At 70.9% G+C, this 15,822-nt stretch carries 14 protein-coding genes; 6 read left to right on the top strand and 8 right to left on the bottom strand.

Annotated elements, in window-relative coordinates; all coding sequences use genetic code 11:
• Positions 1 to 25 precede the first annotated feature (25 nt).
• The 5 genes from ABZW11_RS38100 to ABZW11_RS38080 form a co-directional block, all read right to left on the bottom strand.
• The gene (locus ABZW11_RS38100) at positions 26 to 253 is read right to left on the bottom strand and encodes a hypothetical protein (protein WP_355428511.1); all 228 of its coding nucleotides are present in this window, start codon (positions 251 to 253) and stop codon (positions 26 to 28) included.
• Between the two features lie 126 nt (positions 254 to 379).
• Entirely contained in the window at positions 380 to 1,498 is a 1,119-nt protein-coding gene (locus tag ABZW11_RS38095) for a magnesium and cobalt transport protein CorA (RefSeq protein WP_355428508.1), read from the bottom strand.
• 23 nt (positions 1,499 to 1,521) lie between these two features.
• A complete protein-coding gene (locus tag ABZW11_RS38090) occupies positions 1,522 to 1,995 on the bottom strand; it encodes a nuclear transport factor 2 family protein (RefSeq protein ID WP_355428505.1) in 474 nt (157 codons plus the stop codon).
• A gap of 7 nt (positions 1,996 to 2,002) precedes the next feature.
• Positions 2,003 to 2,884, bottom strand: a complete 882-nt coding sequence (locus tag ABZW11_RS38085) for an amidohydrolase family protein (protein WP_355428502.1) — start codon at positions 2,882 to 2,884, stop codon at positions 2,003 to 2,005.
• Positions 2,881 to 3,744 (bottom strand): LLM class F420-dependent oxidoreductase, encoded by an 864-nt coding sequence (locus tag ABZW11_RS38080; protein WP_355428498.1) that lies wholly within the window; start codon positions 3,742 to 3,744, stop codon positions 2,881 to 2,883. The genes ABZW11_RS38085 and ABZW11_RS38080 overlap by 4 nt, the downstream gene beginning before the upstream one ends.
• A gap of 121 nt (positions 3,745 to 3,865) precedes the next feature.
• Between ABZW11_RS38080 and ABZW11_RS38075 the strand changes: the two genes are divergently transcribed.
• Positions 3,866 to 4,564 carry a M50 family metallopeptidase gene (locus tag ABZW11_RS38075; RefSeq protein ID WP_355428495.1) on the top strand — a complete coding sequence of 233 codons (699 nt, stop codon included), beginning with the start codon at positions 3,866 to 3,868 and terminating at the stop codon, positions 4,562 to 4,564.
• Positions 4,565 to 4,610: 46 nt separating this feature from the next.
• Positions 4,611 to 6,242: a protein kinase gene (locus ABZW11_RS38070; protein WP_355428494.1), complete on the top strand. Its 1,632-nt coding sequence runs from the start codon at positions 4,611 to 4,613 to the stop codon at positions 6,240 to 6,242.
• On the opposite strand, the gene ABZW11_RS38065 is transcribed toward ABZW11_RS38070, so the two are convergent.
• Complete coding sequence (locus ABZW11_RS38065) at positions 6,231 to 8,450, bottom strand: thiamine pyrophosphate-dependent enzyme (protein WP_355428491.1); 2,220 nt, start codon at positions 8,448 to 8,450, stop codon at positions 6,231 to 6,233. The two genes, ABZW11_RS38070 and ABZW11_RS38065, sit on opposite strands and share 12 nt — an antisense overlap.
• A gap of 199 nt (positions 8,451 to 8,649) precedes the next feature.
• On the opposite strand from ABZW11_RS38065, the gene ABZW11_RS38060 reads away from it, so the two are divergent.
• Positions 8,650 to 9,981: a hypothetical protein gene (locus tag ABZW11_RS38060; protein WP_355428489.1), complete on the top strand. Its 1,332-nt coding sequence runs from the start codon at positions 8,650 to 8,652 to the stop codon at positions 9,979 to 9,981.
• 59 nt (positions 9,982 to 10,040) lie between these two features.
• Here the strand turns inward: ABZW11_RS38060 and ABZW11_RS38055 are convergent, their stop codons facing one another.
• Both ABZW11_RS38055 and ABZW11_RS38050 read right to left on the bottom strand, forming a co-directional pair.
• Positions 10,041 to 10,538 carry a hypothetical protein gene (locus ABZW11_RS38055; protein WP_355428486.1) on the bottom strand — a complete coding sequence of 166 codons (498 nt, stop codon included), beginning with the start codon at positions 10,536 to 10,538 and terminating at the stop codon, positions 10,041 to 10,043.
• 193 nt (positions 10,539 to 10,731) lie between these two features.
• Complete coding sequence (locus ABZW11_RS38050) at positions 10,732 to 11,331, bottom strand: helix-turn-helix domain-containing protein (RefSeq protein WP_355428483.1); 600 nt, start codon at positions 11,329 to 11,331, stop codon at positions 10,732 to 10,734.
• Positions 11,332 to 11,392: 61 nt separating this feature from the next.
• On the opposite strand from ABZW11_RS38050, the gene ABZW11_RS38045 reads away from it, so the two are divergent.
• From ABZW11_RS38045 to ABZW11_RS38035, 3 genes are read left to right on the top strand one after another with little or no spacing between them, the layout of a single operon-like run.
• Positions 11,393 to 12,964 (top strand): carboxyl transferase domain-containing protein, encoded by a 1,572-nt coding sequence (locus tag ABZW11_RS38045; RefSeq protein ID WP_355428480.1) that lies wholly within the window; start codon positions 11,393 to 11,395, stop codon positions 12,962 to 12,964.
• A 3-nt stretch (positions 12,965 to 12,967) separates the two neighbouring features.
• On the top strand, positions 12,968 to 14,914 hold the full coding sequence (locus ABZW11_RS38040) for a biotin carboxylase N-terminal domain-containing protein (RefSeq protein ID WP_355428477.1): 1,947 nt from the start codon (positions 12,968 to 12,970) through the stop codon (positions 14,912 to 14,914).
• Positions 14,914 to 15,819 carry a hydroxymethylglutaryl-CoA lyase gene (locus tag ABZW11_RS38035; protein ID WP_355428474.1) on the top strand — a complete coding sequence of 302 codons (906 nt, stop codon included), beginning with the start codon at positions 14,914 to 14,916 and terminating at the stop codon, positions 15,817 to 15,819. Before ABZW11_RS38040 ends, ABZW11_RS38035 begins: the two co-directional genes overlap by 1 nt.
• Positions 15,820 to 15,822 lie beyond the last annotated feature (3 nt).

Raw genomic sequence — 15,822 nt, 5'->3', positions numbered from 1 at the left:
GCCGGGTCGATGCCTACCTGCGGGGTCACCGGGCGTCCGGGGTGAGGGTGTCCAGGAGGGACAGGGCGCGGGTGAAGAGGTCTTTGACGGCGTGGTCCCAGGAGCGGAGGTCGGCGGCCAGTCGCTCGCCGGCGGGGCCCTTGAGCGCGCCTGCCTCGACCAGGCGAGCGAGTGCGAGCACGTCGTCCTGGTGGTGGTCGCGCAAATGCTCCAGGTGCCGCCGGGCGGTGTTGATGTGTTCCTGCGTCGCCATCGTCGCCGATCTGTAGGGGCGGGGTCGAAGGCATCATAAAAGCAGGTCAGGGCGGAAATCATCAAGCCCGCAAAAGGGCGATGGAATGGATGATGATATGTCGGGAAAAATCGCTCGGGAATGGCGTCAGAGCCAGTCCCTCCGCTTGAAGACGGTGTAGAGAATCAGGCAGACCGCTCCCATCAGGACGATGGCGAACGGATAACCGAAGGCCCAGTGCGTTTCCGGCATGAAGTCGAAGTTCATCCCGTAAATGGTCCCCACCAACGTAGGCGCGAACAGGATGGCCGCCCACGCCGAGATCTTCTTGACCTCCTCGCCCTGCCGGATGCTGGCCTCCGTCATCCGCGCCATCTCCGCGTTCTGCGCCTGGGTGACCAGGGTGGAGTTGACGACGAGGATGTTCTGGAGCATCTGCTGGAACGACGAGATGCGCTCGGTCACGGTGATGGCGTGGTCGGCGACGTCGCGCAGGTAGCTCTGGAGTTCGTCGGTGACCCCGTACTTGCGCGCCCCGGCGATGAAGCCGTGGATCATGCCGACCAGCGGCGCGGTGGCCCGCTGGAACTCGATCACCTCGCCGGACAGCTCGTAGACGCGCCGCGACACCGACGGGTCGCCGCTGAAGACCTGGACCTCGATCTCCTCGATGTCCTTCTGCAGCCCGGCCACGACCGGGGCGTAACCGTCGACGACGGCGTCGAGGATGGCGTACAGGACGGCCTGCGGGCCCTGCCGCAGCAGGTCCGGGTCGGACTCCATGCGCCTGCGCACGCCCTGGAGGTCGGGCGCCTCGGCGTGGCGTACGGTGATCACGAAGTTGGGGCCGACGAAGACGTGCAGCTCGCCGAACGCGACCTCCTCCACGTCGTCGAGGTAGCGGGCGGCGCGCAGCACGACGAAGAGGGTGTCGCCGTAGCGGTCGGCCTTGGGGCGCTGGGAGCCGACGATGGCGTCCTCCAGCGCCAGCTCGTGCAGCTCGAACTCCTCGCCGAGCTTGACCAGCTCCCATTCCTTCGGCCGGTAGAGCCCGATCCAGGCCATGGCGTCGGGGGTCTGCTTGAGGCGTTCGAAGGCGTCGGCGAGCGAGCCGGGGTTGTCGACCCGCTCGCCGTCGCAGTAGATGGCGTTGTCGATGACGGTCGGGCGGTAGGGAGGCTCCTCCACGGCGCGCGGGTCCATCGAGTGTTCGGGCGCTTCCTCGCGTACGTCACCGCCGCTCCTGAGCCCCTTCACCCTGGCCATGGGCACCTCCCCAACCGGAAGAACTAGGACGAGCCGAGCTCGTCGAGCTGCTGTGTCGCGCGGTCTCTGATGGTCTTGCGCCACATGGGCGTCCAGCCGAACAGCAGCCCGTGCGGCCGGCCCAGAGCCATCTTCGACCAGCGTTTGAAGTCGAAGTCGTCGTGGTGGCGGACGATCAGGCCGTCCTCGAACCTGAACAGCGCGTCGATCTCGTTGACGACCTGGCGGCCCGTACTGGAGAAGGTGTAGATGGCCGTCCAGTGGGCGGTGCCGGTGAAGCCGTCGGCCGTCACGTCACGGTATTCCGACTTCAGCCCGTCGCGTACGCCGAGCTGCAGCCGCCACATCCTCATCACCCTGTCGCGCCCCTCGACCTCCTGGAAGATGGGGTCGCCGAAACTGACCGCGGGATGGTAACAGCGCTCCATGGCCGCGAAGTCCGCGCGGCCCAGAGCGTCGTAGAAAGCGCTGATGAGCGCCACGTGCCGATCGTTCACCCCTCTATCAGATCATGGCCGCACCGTTGTCCCAGCACACGGCCCGCAACCAGGAGTCCCCCAGCCCGAGGCGGGCCAGCGCGTCGAGCTGGTGCGCGTAGGGGTACGGGATGGTGGGGAAGTCCGTGCCCAGGACCACCTTCCCCGCCAGGCCGAGATCAAGCAGCGCGGGCCGCAGCCGTTCGGGGAACGGCATCCGCTCCTGGCTGAAGTCGGTGAAGGCCATCGTGGTGTCCAGGGCGACGCGTTCGTAGCGGGCGGCCAGGTCGAAGAACGGGCCGTACTCGGGCATGCCGAGGTGCGCGATGACGACCCGCAGCGCCGGATGGCGGCGCAGCACCTCCGCGATGGGCTCCACGCCGACGTGCCCGCCCGGTACGGGCACCGAGCTCGCGTGCACCACGACCGGCACCCCCGACTCGGCCAGCAACCCCCACACGTCGTGCAGCTCGGGCGCCCGCGGATCGAACCCGCCCACCTGCAGATGCACCTTGAAGATCCGGGCGCCGTCGTCGAGCGCCCGCCGCACGTACGCCTCCACGCCCGGTTCGGGGTAGAAGGTCGCCGAGGGCAGGCAGCCGGGGGTGCGCCGGGCGAAGTCGAGGGTCCACGCGTTCAGGTCGGCCGCCATGTCCGCCTTGTGGGCGTACGCCAGCGCGGGAAACGTCCGTACGCCCAGCTCGCGCAGCCGTTCGACCCGCTTCTCGACCGGCCACTCGTATGCGATGCGCCATCCCCCGCCCATCAGCGGCCCGCCGTGGTTGAAGTGGTGCCACACCCGGCGTTCCATGCGTTCGGGCAGGAAGTGTACGTGCAGGTCGATCAGCCCCGGCAGCCCCAGCCGCCGCAACCATTCGGGCACATCGACGTCGGAGTCCACGCCCGTCACCAGCCCGAGACCTCCGGGATCACCTCTCCGCCCAGCAGGTCGATCGCCTTGCGCTGGTCGCCGTCGCGGACGGTCACGTAGACGGCGGTGAAGCCGAGCTCGTGCATGCGGCGCAGCCGCTCGAGCACGCGTCCCGCGTCGTCGTCCGGCCCGATGACCAGCACGGTCGTCTTCTCGATCGCGTCGTAGTCGCGGCCCTCGCGCGCGCAGTGCTCGCGCAGCACGTCGAGCTTGCGGGTGACCTCGGGGCCGCCGAAGAGGTTGCAGGCGTCGGCGTACTTGGCGACCAGGCGCAGCGTCTTCTTCTCGCCCGACCCGCCGATCATGATCTTCGGGTGCGGCCTGCCGATGCTCTGGGGCGCGTTGAGGGTGCGTTCGAGCCGGTAGTGCCGTCCTTCGTACGGCTCGTCCCGGCCGCTCCACATCTGCAGGCAGATCTGCAGCGTCTCCTCCAGCCGCTCGAAGCGTTCGGCGAGCGGCGGGAACGGCAGGCCGAGCCCGCGGGCCTCCGCCTCGTACCAGGCGGCGCCGATGCCGAGCCAGGCGCGTCCGCCGGAGAGCACGTCGAGCGTGGTCACGGTCTTGGCGAGCAGGCCTGGCTCCCGGTAGACGGTGCCGGTGACCAGCGTGTGCAGCTGGACCCGCCGCGTCGCGGCGGCCAGGAAACCGAGCGTCGTGTACGGCTCGGGCATGTCCTGCTCGGCGGGCCCCACCGAGTCGATCTGCCAGACGTGGTCCATGACGGTCAGCCGGGCGACGCCCGCGTCCTCCGCCGTACGCGCGATCTCGGCCAGCTCGGGCCCGATCCGCTCGGCGCCGCCGGGCCAGGTGAAGTGCTGAATGTGCAGTCCGAGTTCCATGGGCTGATCCCGTCGTGAATCGGAGGTATCTCCGGTTCATTATCACGTCATCCGCATCTCCTGGATCGCCGCCCCCGTACGGGCGCCGCGGACAGGCCGGAGCGATTAGGGTTTGTCCTCGATGGACAAGTTCTGGGCCCACCTGATCGAGGTTCAGCCTGACCCCGACCCCTGGGTCGTGGGGGTCTCGGCTCTCGCCGCGCTCGTGATCGTCGGTTTCCGCATGCCCTGGCAGGTCTCCCGGGGGCTCATCACGATCGCCCACGAAGGCGGTCACGCCGTCATGGCGCTGCTCACCCGGCGCAAGCTCGAAGGCATCCGGCTGCACTCCGACACCTCCGGCGTGACGCTGACCAGGGGCAGGCCGACCGGGCCCGGCATGGTGCTGACCGCGATGGCCGGTTATGTCGCGCCACCGCTGCTCGGGCTCGGCGCCGCGTGGCTGACCGAGCAGGGCCACATCACGCTGCTGATCTGGGGCGTGCTGCTGCTCCTGGTCTGCATGCTGCTGCTGATCCGCAACCTGTACGGCGCCCTCATCCTCCTCGTCACCGGCGGCGCCGTCTTCGCCCTGATCATGTACGCCCCCGCCGAGGTCCAGCAGGTCGTGGCCTTGGTCGCCGCCTGGTTCCTGCTCTTGGGCGGCATCCGGCCGATCATCGAGCTGCAGCACAAGCGGCGCCGCAGGCAGGCCAGAGACTCCGACGCCGACCAGCTCGCCCGGCTGACGATCCTGCCCGGCGGCTTCTACGTGTTCTTCTTCCTGCTGGTGGCGCTGGTCTCCATGGTGTTCGGCGCGTACCTGATGAACCCGCTCTGATCCCCTTATTTCCCACTAAACTCCACAGCAACAGGGGGAGAGTGGAGTGCTGCCAGTCGAGGACGCACCCGGCTACCGGGTACTCGATCAGGTGGGCCAGGGCGGATTCGCCGTCGTGTACCGCGCCTACCAGGAGCGCCTCGACCGGGTCGTGGCGCTGAAGGTGCTGTCCGTCGACCGGGTCGACCAGCGGACGATGCGCAGGTTCCAGCGCGAGCTGCAGCTCACCGGCCGCCTCACCGGCCATCCCAACGTCGTCACCGTCTTCGACACCGGCATGACAGGGTCGGGCAAGCCGTACATCGCGATGGACTTCTTCGAGCACGGCTCGCTGCGCGACCGCGTACGCAACGAGGGGCCGCTGCCGGTCCCCGACGTGCTGCGCGCCGGGGTGAAGCTGGCCGGGGCGCTGGCCGCCGTCCACGAGGCGGGGGTGCTGCACGGCGACATCAAGCCGCAGAACATCCTCATCTCCCGCTACGGCGAGCCGGCCATCGCCGACTTCGGCGTGGCCAGGGTCGTCGACGCGGCGGAGATCTCGGCCACCTCGCAGGCGTTCACCCCGCTGCACGCCGCCCCCGAGGTCCTCACCGGCCGGCCCCACTCGGCCGCCACCGACGTCTACTCGCTCGGCTCCACCCTCTACCACCTGCTCGCCGGGCAGCCCGCCTTCCACAACCCGGCCGACCCGTCCATCGCGCCGCTGATGTACCGGGTGCTGAGCGCAGAGCCGCCGCCGGTCAACCGCGCCGACGTGCCGCCCGCGGTGCTCGCGCCGGTGCTGCGGGCGATGGCCAAGCAGCCGGAGGCCAGGTACGGGTCGGCGCGCGAGCTCGCCCGGCACCTGCAGGCCGTACAGGCGGAGCTGGGCCTGCCGGTCACCGACCTCATCGGCTCCGACGCCACCCCGCCCCGGCCCGCTCACCCTGCCACGACCGGCCCCGCCTTCCCCGCGACGGGCCACCACGCACCACCCACGACGGGCCACCCCGCACCATCCGCGACGGGCCACCCCGCACCATCCGCCACGGGCCACCCCGCACCACCCACGACGGGGCACCCCGCACCACCCACGACGGGGCACCACTCGATGGGCGGCAACGTCCCGGGCCCGGCCGGCGGTAACGCGTTCCCCGCCACGGGCCGGCCCTTTCCCCCGGCCCAGCCCGCCATGAGCGGGCCGCCGAGCTTACCGACGCAGCCTTCGGGCAACACCCGCACCCGCAACGTCCTCCTCATCGCGAGCGCCGTGGCGGTCGTTGCGGCGGGCGGCACCGCCCTGGCCGTCTTCCTGTCGCAACAGGACACACCGGCCACCACGACCCCGACGGCAGCGGCCACCGAGCGCCAGGACCCAGGCGGGCAGGACGCATCCCCGTACGCCCCCCGCCAGGTCAAGCTGACCGCCGACCAGGGCGCGCTGATCGAGCTGAAGTGGACGCTCCCCGCCGCGGCCCGCGGCTACCCGGTGGTCATCCAGCGCTCTCCGGTCGAGCGGGGCAAGCAGCCCATCACCGCGCTCGGCCAGGGCGTCACCTCGGCGAGGATCAGCGGCCTTGACCCGGAGAGCGGCTACTGCTTCCTGGTCGGGGTGCCGCTGCAGATCTCGGAGAAGTCGACGGTCGCCTGGTCGAAGCCGTACTGCATCAGGGGAGCGGTGGCCCGCTCAGCCGAGTAGCTTGCGCGCGGCCTGCTCGATCTCCTCCTCCGACAGCAGCACGTGATCGGCCGCCCGCCCGAGCGGGATGAAACTGTCGGACGACGTCACCCGCGCGACCTTCCCGGTGTAGCCGGCGTCGAGCAGTTCGGCCACGATGCCCTCGGAGACGCCGCCGGAGTGGCGGGTCTCGTCGGCGATCAGCACGTTGCCGGTCAGCTCGGCCGCCCGCAGCAGGTCGTCGAGGGGCAGCGGCGCGAGCCAGCGCAGGTCGAGCACGCGGCAGCCGTACCCCTCCTGGGTGAGACGCACCGCGGCGCGCAGGCTCATCCGCACCCCGTTGCCGAACGTGACGATCGTCAGGTCGCGCCCGTCGCCGTAGGAGCGGGCCCGCCCGATCGGGACGTGCGTCTCGGCCCAGCGCGCGGGCGGCGCGTAGGGGGCCAGCCAGCCGCCGTCGCCGTCCTCGAACAGGTCGCGGGTGTGGTAAAGCGCGATCGGCTCCAGAAACACGCACACCGACCCGGCCGTACGGGCCGCCGCCAGGCACGTGCGCAGCATCGCGGAGGCGTCGTCGGGCCGCGCCGGCGAGGCGATGACGAGCCCGGGGATGTCGCGCAGCGCGGCCACCGCGTTGTCGTTGTGGAAGTGCCCGCCGAACCCCTTCTGGTAGGCGTAACCGGCCACCCGCACCACCATCGGGTTGGTGTAGGCGCCGCGCGAGAAGAACGACAGGGTGGCCGCCTCGCCGCGGATCTGGTCGAGGGCGTTGTGCAGATAGGCGAGATATTGGATCTCGGGTACGGGCAGGAGCCGCGACACGCCCTGCCCGAGCGCGAGACCCAGGATGGCCTGCTCGTCGAGCATCGTGTCGAAGACCCGGCCGGCCCCGAACCGCTTCTGCAGCCCCCTCGTCACGCCGTAGACGCCGCCCTTCTTGCCGACGTCCTCGCCGAACACGGTCAGCTCCGGATAGACGGCCAGCGCGTCGGCGAGCGTACGGTTGATGGACTGCGAGAGCGTCATCGCCCTGTCGTTCTCCGGCAGCGACCCGGCGAACGCCTTCTCCCGCACCGCGGGCGAGGCCGCCATCGGGCTGATCTTGGCGATCAGCTCGGGCTTGCGCGGCGCGATGGGCTCCATGACCTCCTTGGCCGAGCTGAGCCGCGGGCTGCGCGCCGTCTCCTGGGCGATCAGCAGCACGTGTTCGCGGGCCAGCTCGTACGACTTGAGCAGCTCGTCCGGCGTCTCAAGCCCCGCCTCGACCAGCAGCGCCGCCGTGCGCAGCAGCGGGTCGTGCTCGAGGTCGGCCCTGATCTCGCGCTGCGTGCGGTAGGCCGACTCGACGTCGGACCCGGCGTGGCCCATCAGCCGCACGGTGCGCAGGTGCAGGAACGCGGGGGAGCGGTGCTCGCGTACGTGCTCGGCGGCCCTGACGGCCACGTCGTACGCCTCGGCCAGGTCGCACCCGTCGGCGGCGAAGTACTCGATGCCGGGCCGCCGGGCCGCCGTCTCCACCCAGCCCTTGGGCGTGCGCACGCTGATGCCGATGCCGTTGTCCTCGCAGACGAAGAGGATCGGCATGCCCAGCCCCTGGTAGGCGGCGTAGGCGGCGGTGTTGAAGCCGGACAGGGCACTGGCGTGGTTGATCGAGGCGTCGCCGAAGCTGCACACCGCGATGGCGTCGTCGGGCCAGGCGGAGGGCACGCCGAGCGCCCGCGCCCGCTCGATCGCGAACGCCACCCCCGCGGCCCGCGGCAGATGGCTGGCGATCGTGGAGGTCTGGGGGATGACGGCCAGGTCGGGGTGACCGAACACCTTGTGCCGCCCGCCCGCGATGGGCTCGTCCGCCGCGGCGGTCAGCCCCATGAGCACGTCGCGGATGCCCTGCTCGGGCAGCCTGCCCGCCTGCTCGGACCGGGTCAGGTAGAACGCGCCCGAGCGGTAGTGGAGCAGCGCGGGGTCGCCGGGACGCAGGGCGGCGGCCACCGCCGCGTTGCCCTCGTGGCCGGCCGAGCCGATCGTGTAGTGGCCCTCGTCCCGCTCGCGCAGCCACCTGGCCGCGATGTCGAGCAGGCGGCTGTCGAGCTGCCGCCGGTAGAGCGTCCTGCACTGGGCGCCGGTCAGTGACGTGCCGTCGCGGATCGGGAGCCCCGGATCTCGCGGGGGACCCGCCTCCAGCGTCGCAACGGCCTGGATGAAATGAGTCTCAACTGTGTCGCGCGCCACATCCCCGATTATGTCTTTGATCGGCGCTGACGTCTGCCGGACGCCGGGGAGATGTTGTGGAGCGGTCCGCTTGACCCACCGAGATAACTGTTTGTCAGAATTCCCAACCTTCGCAGCGAGAGCCACGTCTACTAGGAGGACACACGTGGCACCCTCAATGCCGCGTTGAAACCAATGGGGTCTCCAGAAAGGAACCCGCATGTTACAACGCATCCGTGTAGCAGCCCTCGCCCTCGTACTGGGGGCAGGGGCACTCGCCGCCGCGCCTGGCACGGCGACGGCGGCAGCCGCACCCGCCATCAGCGACGTGGGCATCAGTCCCGCGCCCGCGATCGTGGTCTTCGACAAGGACGTCACCGTGACGTTCACGTTCACGACTAGGCGTGCGAACAGCGCCGAGCTCAAGCTCAACAACGACGTCGTGAACCTCGCCAAGTCGCCCGTGCCGGGCGGCTTCAAGTGGACCGGCACCAAGGCGTTCGGCGCCGGCGCCGTCGGCAAGTGGACGTACAACGCCGTCGCCAAGGGTGACGGCGATGCCACGAAGACCGGCACCTTCGACGTCGTCAAGGCGCTCACCACCAGGATCGGCGACTTCGACGCCGACCCCGACCGGGTGAGCAGGGGCGACACGATCAAGGTGTCCGGCCGCCTGGTCGCCGACGGCAAGGGGTACGACGGGCAGACCGTCGCCATCGCCTTCCGTGGGCGCGGCTCCGACGACTACCGCCAGGTCGCCAAGGTGACGACGGGACGCGGCGGCTGGTTCTCCGCCCGCGTACGTGCCTTGTCCACCGGCTGGTGGCGGGCCGAGTTCGCGGCCACCGCCACGGCCAGGGGCGCCATCAGCGACGGCGACCGCGTGGACGTCAGGCGCGCCGACCTCGCCAGCCGCATCTCCGGCTTCGACGCCAGTCCCGAGCCCGTGGACCAGGGCGACAGGCTCCGCTTCACCGGCACCCTGCGCGCCGAGCGCCGCGGCGGCCTGTCCGGCCAGCGCGTGTCCGTCTTCTTCCGTGCGGACGGTTCCCGCCGCTGGGAGTACGTCACCTCCGACGTGACCGGTCACGGCGGCCGCTTCTTCGCCACCGCCACCGCCGAGAAGTCGGGCTGGTGGCGTGCCGAGTACCGCGGCACGCGCGGCGTCAACGGCACCGTCAGCGGCCCCGACTGGGTCCGCGTGAACGAGCCCGCCCCGCCGCCCACCGCGGACAAGGCCGACACCCGGCTGATCAGGTTCAACGCCTACCCCGAGCCGCCGAGGCGCGGCGGCCACCTCAAGTTCAGGGGTGTGCTGCAGGTGGACGACGACGGCTCGTGGGAGGGCTACGCCGGCAAGGTGGCGCTCTACTTCAAGCCGCTCGGCTCCAGGAAGTGGCAGTACGTCAAGACCACCTCCTCGGGTGACAGCGGCCGCCTCTACACCAAGGCCAGGGCCTGGCGCTCCGGCCACTGGAAGTTCGTGTTCCGCGGCGACGCGGACACCAACGGCGACGACAGCGCCAGGGACTACGTCCGCGTCCGCCGCTGACCTCTCCCGATTCAACGAGGCCCGGGGCACCCACCCCGGGCCTCGCCCTTTCGGCCTGGCTAGTTGACCTGCGCATCCGGCAACTTGGCATCGATCCGCATAAGCAGCGTCCGGAGACCGTCGAACTGCGTGTCGACCTGCTCGAACCGCTTGTCGATCTGCTCGAACCGTGTGTCCATCTGCTCGAACCGTGTGTCGATCTGCTCGAACCGTGTGTCCATCTGCTCGAGTCGTCTGTCCACCTGCTCGAGCCGCGCGTCCATCTGATAGAGCCGCGCGTCCATCTGATCCAGCCGCACGTCCATCCGATCGAGCCGCGCGTCCACCCGCTCGAAGCGCCTGTTGACGGCCACGAAGCCGGCGTTCATATCGGCCCTGATGGACTGGGCCTCTTTCGTGATTCTCGCGTTGATGTTGTCCTGAACCTGTGTGACGCGATCATGAAGGGCCTCGAACCGGTCGGCGATGCTGAGATCTGGCACGCCACTCACGATAGCCGCCTCGACCTTTCGCATCCGGCTCTCCAGGTCAAAGTACTTCGCTTCGAGATCCACCATCGGGTGAGCTCCTCATGCTCGGGGGGGACTGCTGGAAGGGGCCGCGCGGCGCATCAGGAAAGTTACCCTCCGCACAGGGGTGTGCGCAGGCTGATGTGAGAGAAACTCTTGGTCGGCTTTTCCGAGCCGCAGGACCCCGCGCCGAGGAGCAGGAGGCCGAGGTGGTGACGGCTGGGCGGAGAAGGCGGAAAAGTTAATAAGCCTTAACGGCCGCCTCGATGGCGGCCCTGGCCATCGCGTGCAGCAGCGGCCGCATCTCGTGCCCTGGCAGCTCGCCCGCGCTGTGCGGAGTCGAGTTGAGCAGCCCGAACACGGCGTGCGTGGCGGCCCGCAGCCGCGCGGCGGGGCAGGACGGGTGCAGCTCGGCCAGCACGGTCACCCACTCCTCGACGTAGAGCCGCTGCAGCCGCCTGATCTGCCTGCGCTGCGGCTCAGGGACGTTGCCCAGCTCCCTGTCGTGCACGGTGATCAGCGCGGGCTGTTCGATCGCGAAGGTGATCTGCACGTTGAGCAGCGCGTCGAGGGTTTCCCTGGGGCCGGGGGAGGAGGTGGCGACCGCTACGGCCGACTCGCGCAGCCGCGAGCTGACGTCGAGCAGCATCTCCGACAGCAGCGCGTCCTTGCCGTCGAAGTGCCGGTAGAGGGCCGGGCCCGAGACGCCGACGGCGGCGCCGATGTCCTCGATCGAGACGCCGTGGAAGCCGCGCGCCGCGAACAGCCGGGCGGCCGCCTCCAGGATCTCCGCGCGCCTGTTGCGCCTGCTGCGGGTAGAGGGGGCGGAGGCGGTGGTCACGTCTCACATGCTAGACGATGACGTTAATGATGGCTAACATCCGAGCCATGGGAGGGGACTCATGAGCAGCGACTGGCCGGTGCTGAGATCGGCGATCGAGCCCGGGAGCGAGGCGTACAAAGGCAACGCCGAGCTCAACGAGCGGCTGGCCGCCGAGCTGCTCGAGCGCCTGGCCACCGCCGCGCTCGGCGGGCCGGAGCGGTCGCGGCGGCGGCACGTCGAGCGCGGCAAGCTGCTGCCGCGCGACCGCGTGGACGGCCTGCTCGACCCAGGCTCGCGCTTCCTGGAGCTGTCGCCGCTGGCCGCCGGCGGCCTGTACGACGACCAGGCCCCCGCCGCCGGCATCATCACCGGCGTCGGCCGCGTCTCCGGCCGCGAATGCGTGATCGTCGCCAACGACGCCACCGTCAAGGGCGGCACCTACTACCCCGTGACGGTCAAGAAGCACCTGCGCGCCCAAGAGGTGGCCCTGCACAACCGCCTGCCCTGCGTCTACCTGGTCGACTCGGGCGGCGCGTTCCTGCCCAGGCAGGACGAGGTGTTCCCCGACCGCGAGCACTTCGGCCGGATCTTCTACAACCAGGCCACGATGTCCGCGCGCGGCATCCCGCAGATCGCCGCGGTGCTCGGCTCGTGCACAGCGGGCGGCGCGTACGTGCCCGCGATGAGCGACGAGGCGGTCATCGTCCGCGGCCAGGGCACGATCTTCCTGGGCGGCCCGCCCCTGGTGAAGGCGGCCACCGGCGAGGAGGTCACGGCCGAGGAGCTGGGCGGCGGCGACCTGCACGCGCGGGTCAGCGGCGTCACCGACCACCTCGCCGAGGACGACGCCCACGCGCTGGCCATCGTCCGCGACATCGTCTCCACGCTGGCGCCGCGCGCCCCGCGCCCGTGGGAGACGATCACGCCGGAGCCGCCCCGCCACGACCCCCGCGACCTCTACGGCATCGTCCCCGCCGACACCCGCCGGCCGTACGACGTGCACGAGGTGATCGCGAGGATCGTCGACGGCTCGCGCTTCCTGGAGTTCAAGGCCGAGTACGGCCCGACCCTCGTCACCGGCTTCGCCCACGTTCACGGCCACCCGGTGGGGATCCTCGCCAACAACGGCATCCTGTTCAGCGAATCGGCCATGAAGGGCGCCCACTTCATCGAGCTGTGCGACCAGCGCGGCATCCCCCTGCTCTTCCTGCAGAACATCAGCGGCTTCATGGTCGGCAAGGCGTACGAGGCGGGCGGCATCGCCAAGCACGGCGCCAAGATGGTGACGGCGGTGGCGTGCGCGCGGGTGCCCAAGTTCACGGTGGTGATCGGGGGCTCGTTCGGGGCGGGGAACTACGCGATGGCGGGGCGGGCGTACTCGCCCAGGTTCCTGTGGATGTGGCCGAACGCCCGCATCTCGGTCATGGGCGGCGAACAGGCCGCGAACGTGCTCACCACCGTCGGCGACGCCGATCCCGCCGCGATCAGGGCACAGTACGAGCACCAGGGCAATCCGTACTACTCCACGGCCAGGCTCTGGGACGACGGCGTGATCGACCCGCTCGACACCCGTACCGTCCTGGGCCTGGCGCTGTCCGCGGCCGCCAACGCGCCGCTCGAACCCGCCGGTTTCGGCATCTTCCGGATGTGACGCATGTTGTTCGACCGTGTTCTGATCGCCAACAGGGGCGAGATCGCCGTACGGATCGCCCGCACGCTGCGCGCGCTCGGCATCGAAGCGATTGCGGTGCACACGCCGTCCGACGCCGGGGCGCGGCACGTCCGCGAGGCCGACGTCGCCCTCCAGGTGCCGTCCTACCTGGACGTCGAGGCGATCGTCGAAGCCGCCCGCGCGTCCGGCGCGCAGGCGGTGCATCCCGGTTACGGGTTCCTCGCGGAGAACGCCGCGTTCGCCCGCCGGTGCGCCGAGTCCGGGCTGGTCTTCGTCGGGCCGCCCGCCGCGGCCATCGAGGCCATGGGCGACAAGATCCGCGCCAAGGAGACCGTGTCGGCGGCCGGCGTGCCGGTGGTGCCGGGCGCGACAGGGCCGGGCCTGGAGGACTGGCGCGACTTCCCCGCCCTGATCAAGCCGTCCGCGGGAGGCGGCGGCAAGGGCATGATCCTCGTACGCGCGGCCGCCGAGCTGCCCGAGGCCCTGGCGTCGGCCCGGCGTACGGCGCGGGCCGCGTTCGGCGACGACACCCTGCTCATCGAGCGCTACGTCGAGAGCCCACGCCACATCGAGATCCAGGTGCTGGCCGACGCCCACGGCGGCGTCGTGCACCTCGGCGAGCGCGAGTGCAGCCTGCAGCGCCGTCACCAGAAGATCATCGAGGAGGCGCCGTCCCCGTTCCTCACCCCCGAGACGCGCGCGGCCATGGGAGCGGCGGCGGTCGAGGCCGCCCGAACCGTCGGCTACACCGGGGCGGGCACGGTCGAGTTCATCGTCGACGGCGCCACCGGCGCCTACCACTTCATGGAGATGAACACCCGGCTCCAGGTCGAGCACCCCGTCACCGAGCTGGTCACCGGGCTCGACCTGGTGGAGCTGCAGCTCAGGGTGGCGGCGGGGGAGCGGCTGCCGTTCGCGCAGGAGGACGTGCGGCTCGACGGGCACGCGGTCGAGGCGCGGGTGTACGCCGAGGACCCGGCGCGCGGCTTCCTCCCGACCGGCGGGCGCGTGCTCGCGCTCCGCGAACCTCGGGATCCGGCGGGCCAGTCGGTCGTGCGGGTGGACTCGGGCCTTGCCGAAGGGGCCGTGGTCGGCAGCGAGTTCGACCCCATGATGGCGAAGGTGATCGCCTGGGCGTCCGACCGCGCGGCGGCGTACCGGACGCTTGACCGCGCGCTCGCCGCCACGGCGGTGCTCGGCGTCGTCACCAACGTCCCGTTCCTGCGCGCCCTGACCACCCACCCCGGCGTCGCGGCCGGCGAGCTGGACACCGGCCTGGTCGAACGCGTCCTGCCCGGCCTGCTGCCCGCCACGGAGACGCCTGACGCGGTGACGGCAGCGGCGGCGCTGGTCTTCCACGACCTCCCGCGCGGCGACGACCCCTGGGAGATCGCCGACGGCTGGCGGATCGGCGAGCCGGCCTGGACGACCTGGCGGCTGGAGTCCCGCGACGGCGTGCACGCGATCCAGGTGCGCGGGCTGCCCCAGGAGCAGGCGGAGGTCCGCGTGGGCGGACAGGCGGTGCCCGCGCGCATCAGGCGCGACGGCGCCGACCTGACCGTCACGCTCGGCGGGCGCGGCGAGCGGTATCTGTGCGTACGCGACGGCGAAACGCTCTGGCTCGGCCGCGACGGCGCGTCCTGGTCCTTCACCCGCCACCACATCGGCGACCCGGGCGACCGCCCAGGCGCGGCGGCGGCCGGCGACGGCGTCGTCAGGAGCCCCATGCCGGGCACCGTGCTGCTGGTCAAGGCCCAGCAGGGCGAGCGGGTCAGTGCGGGCCAGCCGCTGGTCGTCGTCGAGGCCATGAAGATGGAGCACACGGTCACCGCGCCGTGCGAGGGCGTGGTCTCCGAGCTGCCCGTGCAGGCGGGCCAGCCGGTGGACATGGACGCCGTCCTGGCCGTGGTCACCGCCGAGGAGGTTTGATGCCGTACCCGATGGAAGGTCTTCCGCAGCAGGTCACGATCTACGAGGTCGGGCCGCGCGACGGCCTGCAGAACGAGGCCGCCACCATCCCCGTCGAGGTCAAGGCCGAGTTCATCGACCGGCTCGCCGACGCGGGGCACAAGGTGATCGAGGCGACCAGCTTCGTGCACCCCAAGTGGGTGCCCCAGCTCGCCGACGCGGACGAGCTGCTGCGCCGCCTGCACCGCCGTACGGGCGTGCGCTACCCCGTGCTGGTGCCGAACGCGCGCGGCCTCGACCGGGCGCTCGACCTCGGCGTGGCCGAGATCGCCATCTTCGCCAGCGCCACCGAGACGTTCGCCGCCAAGAACCTCAACCGCAGCCTGGAGAGCCAGTTCGAGATGTTCGAGCCGGTCGTGGCCAGGGCGCTGGACAACGGGATCCGCGTGCGGGCGTACGTCTCCATGTGCTTCGGCGACCCCTGGGAGGGGCCGACGCCGATCGCGCAGGTCGTCTCCGTCGGCGAGCGGCTGCTCGGGCTCGGCTGCTACCAGCTCTCCCTGGGCGACACCATCGGCGTCGGCACCCCCGGCCACGTCACCGAGCTGATCCGCGCCTTCCGCCGCCCGGACCGGCTCGCCGTGCACTTCCACGACACCTACGGGCAGGCCCTGGCCAACACCCTGGCCGCGCTGCACTGCGGCGTCACCACCATCGACGCCTCCACCGGCGGGATCGGCGGCTGCCCCTACGCGGAGTCCGCCACCGGCAACCTCGCCACGGAAGACCTCGTCTGGATGCTCCGGGGACTCGGCATCGAGACGGGGCTCGACCTGGGCAAGCTCGTCGCCACCAGCACCTGGCTGGCGGAGCTGCTCGGTCGGCCGAGCCCGTCCCGCGTCGTACAGGCGCTAGCGAAAGGCTGAAAG

The organism is Nonomuraea sp. NPDC004580, from assembly GCF_040609855.1.
In the GTDB taxonomy this organism is placed as follows: Bacteria; Actinomycetota; Actinomycetes; order Streptosporangiales; family Streptosporangiaceae; genus Nonomuraea; species Nonomuraea salmonea.
Note: the sequence above shows the minus strand (reverse complement) of the source record. Positions and strands in the feature narration are given on the sequence as shown.

Excerpts from the sequence above, each read along its gene's own strand:
- ABZW11_RS38100 (WP_355428511.1), bottom strand. The coding sequence starts at position 253 with ATGGCGACGCAGGAACACATCAACACCGCCCGGCGGCACCTGGAGCAT.
- ABZW11_RS38095 (WP_355428508.1), bottom strand. The coding sequence starts at position 1,498 with ATGGCCAGGGTGAAGGGGCTCAGGAGCGGCGGTGACGTACGCGAGGAA.
- ABZW11_RS38080 (WP_355428498.1), bottom strand. The coding sequence starts at position 3,744 with ATGGAACTCGGACTGCACATTCAGCACTTCACCTGGCCCGGCGGCGCC.
- ABZW11_RS38075 (WP_355428495.1), top strand. The coding sequence starts at position 3,866 with ATGGACAAGTTCTGGGCCCACCTGATCGAGGTTCAGCCTGACCCCGAC.
- ABZW11_RS38060 (WP_355428489.1), top strand. The coding sequence starts at position 8,650 with ATGTTACAACGCATCCGTGTAGCAGCCCTCGCCCTCGTACTGGGGGCA.
- ABZW11_RS38055 (WP_355428486.1), bottom strand. The coding sequence starts at position 10,538 with ATGGTGGATCTCGAAGCGAAGTACTTTGACCTGGAGAGCCGGATGCGA.
- ABZW11_RS38045 (WP_355428480.1), top strand. The coding sequence starts at position 11,393 with ATGAGCAGCGACTGGCCGGTGCTGAGATCGGCGATCGAGCCCGGGAGC.
- ABZW11_RS38040 (WP_355428477.1), top strand. The coding sequence starts at position 12,968 with ATGTTGTTCGACCGTGTTCTGATCGCCAACAGGGGCGAGATCGCCGTA.
- ABZW11_RS38035 (WP_355428474.1), top strand. The coding sequence starts at position 14,914 with ATGCCGTACCCGATGGAAGGTCTTCCGCAGCAGGTCACGATCTACGAG.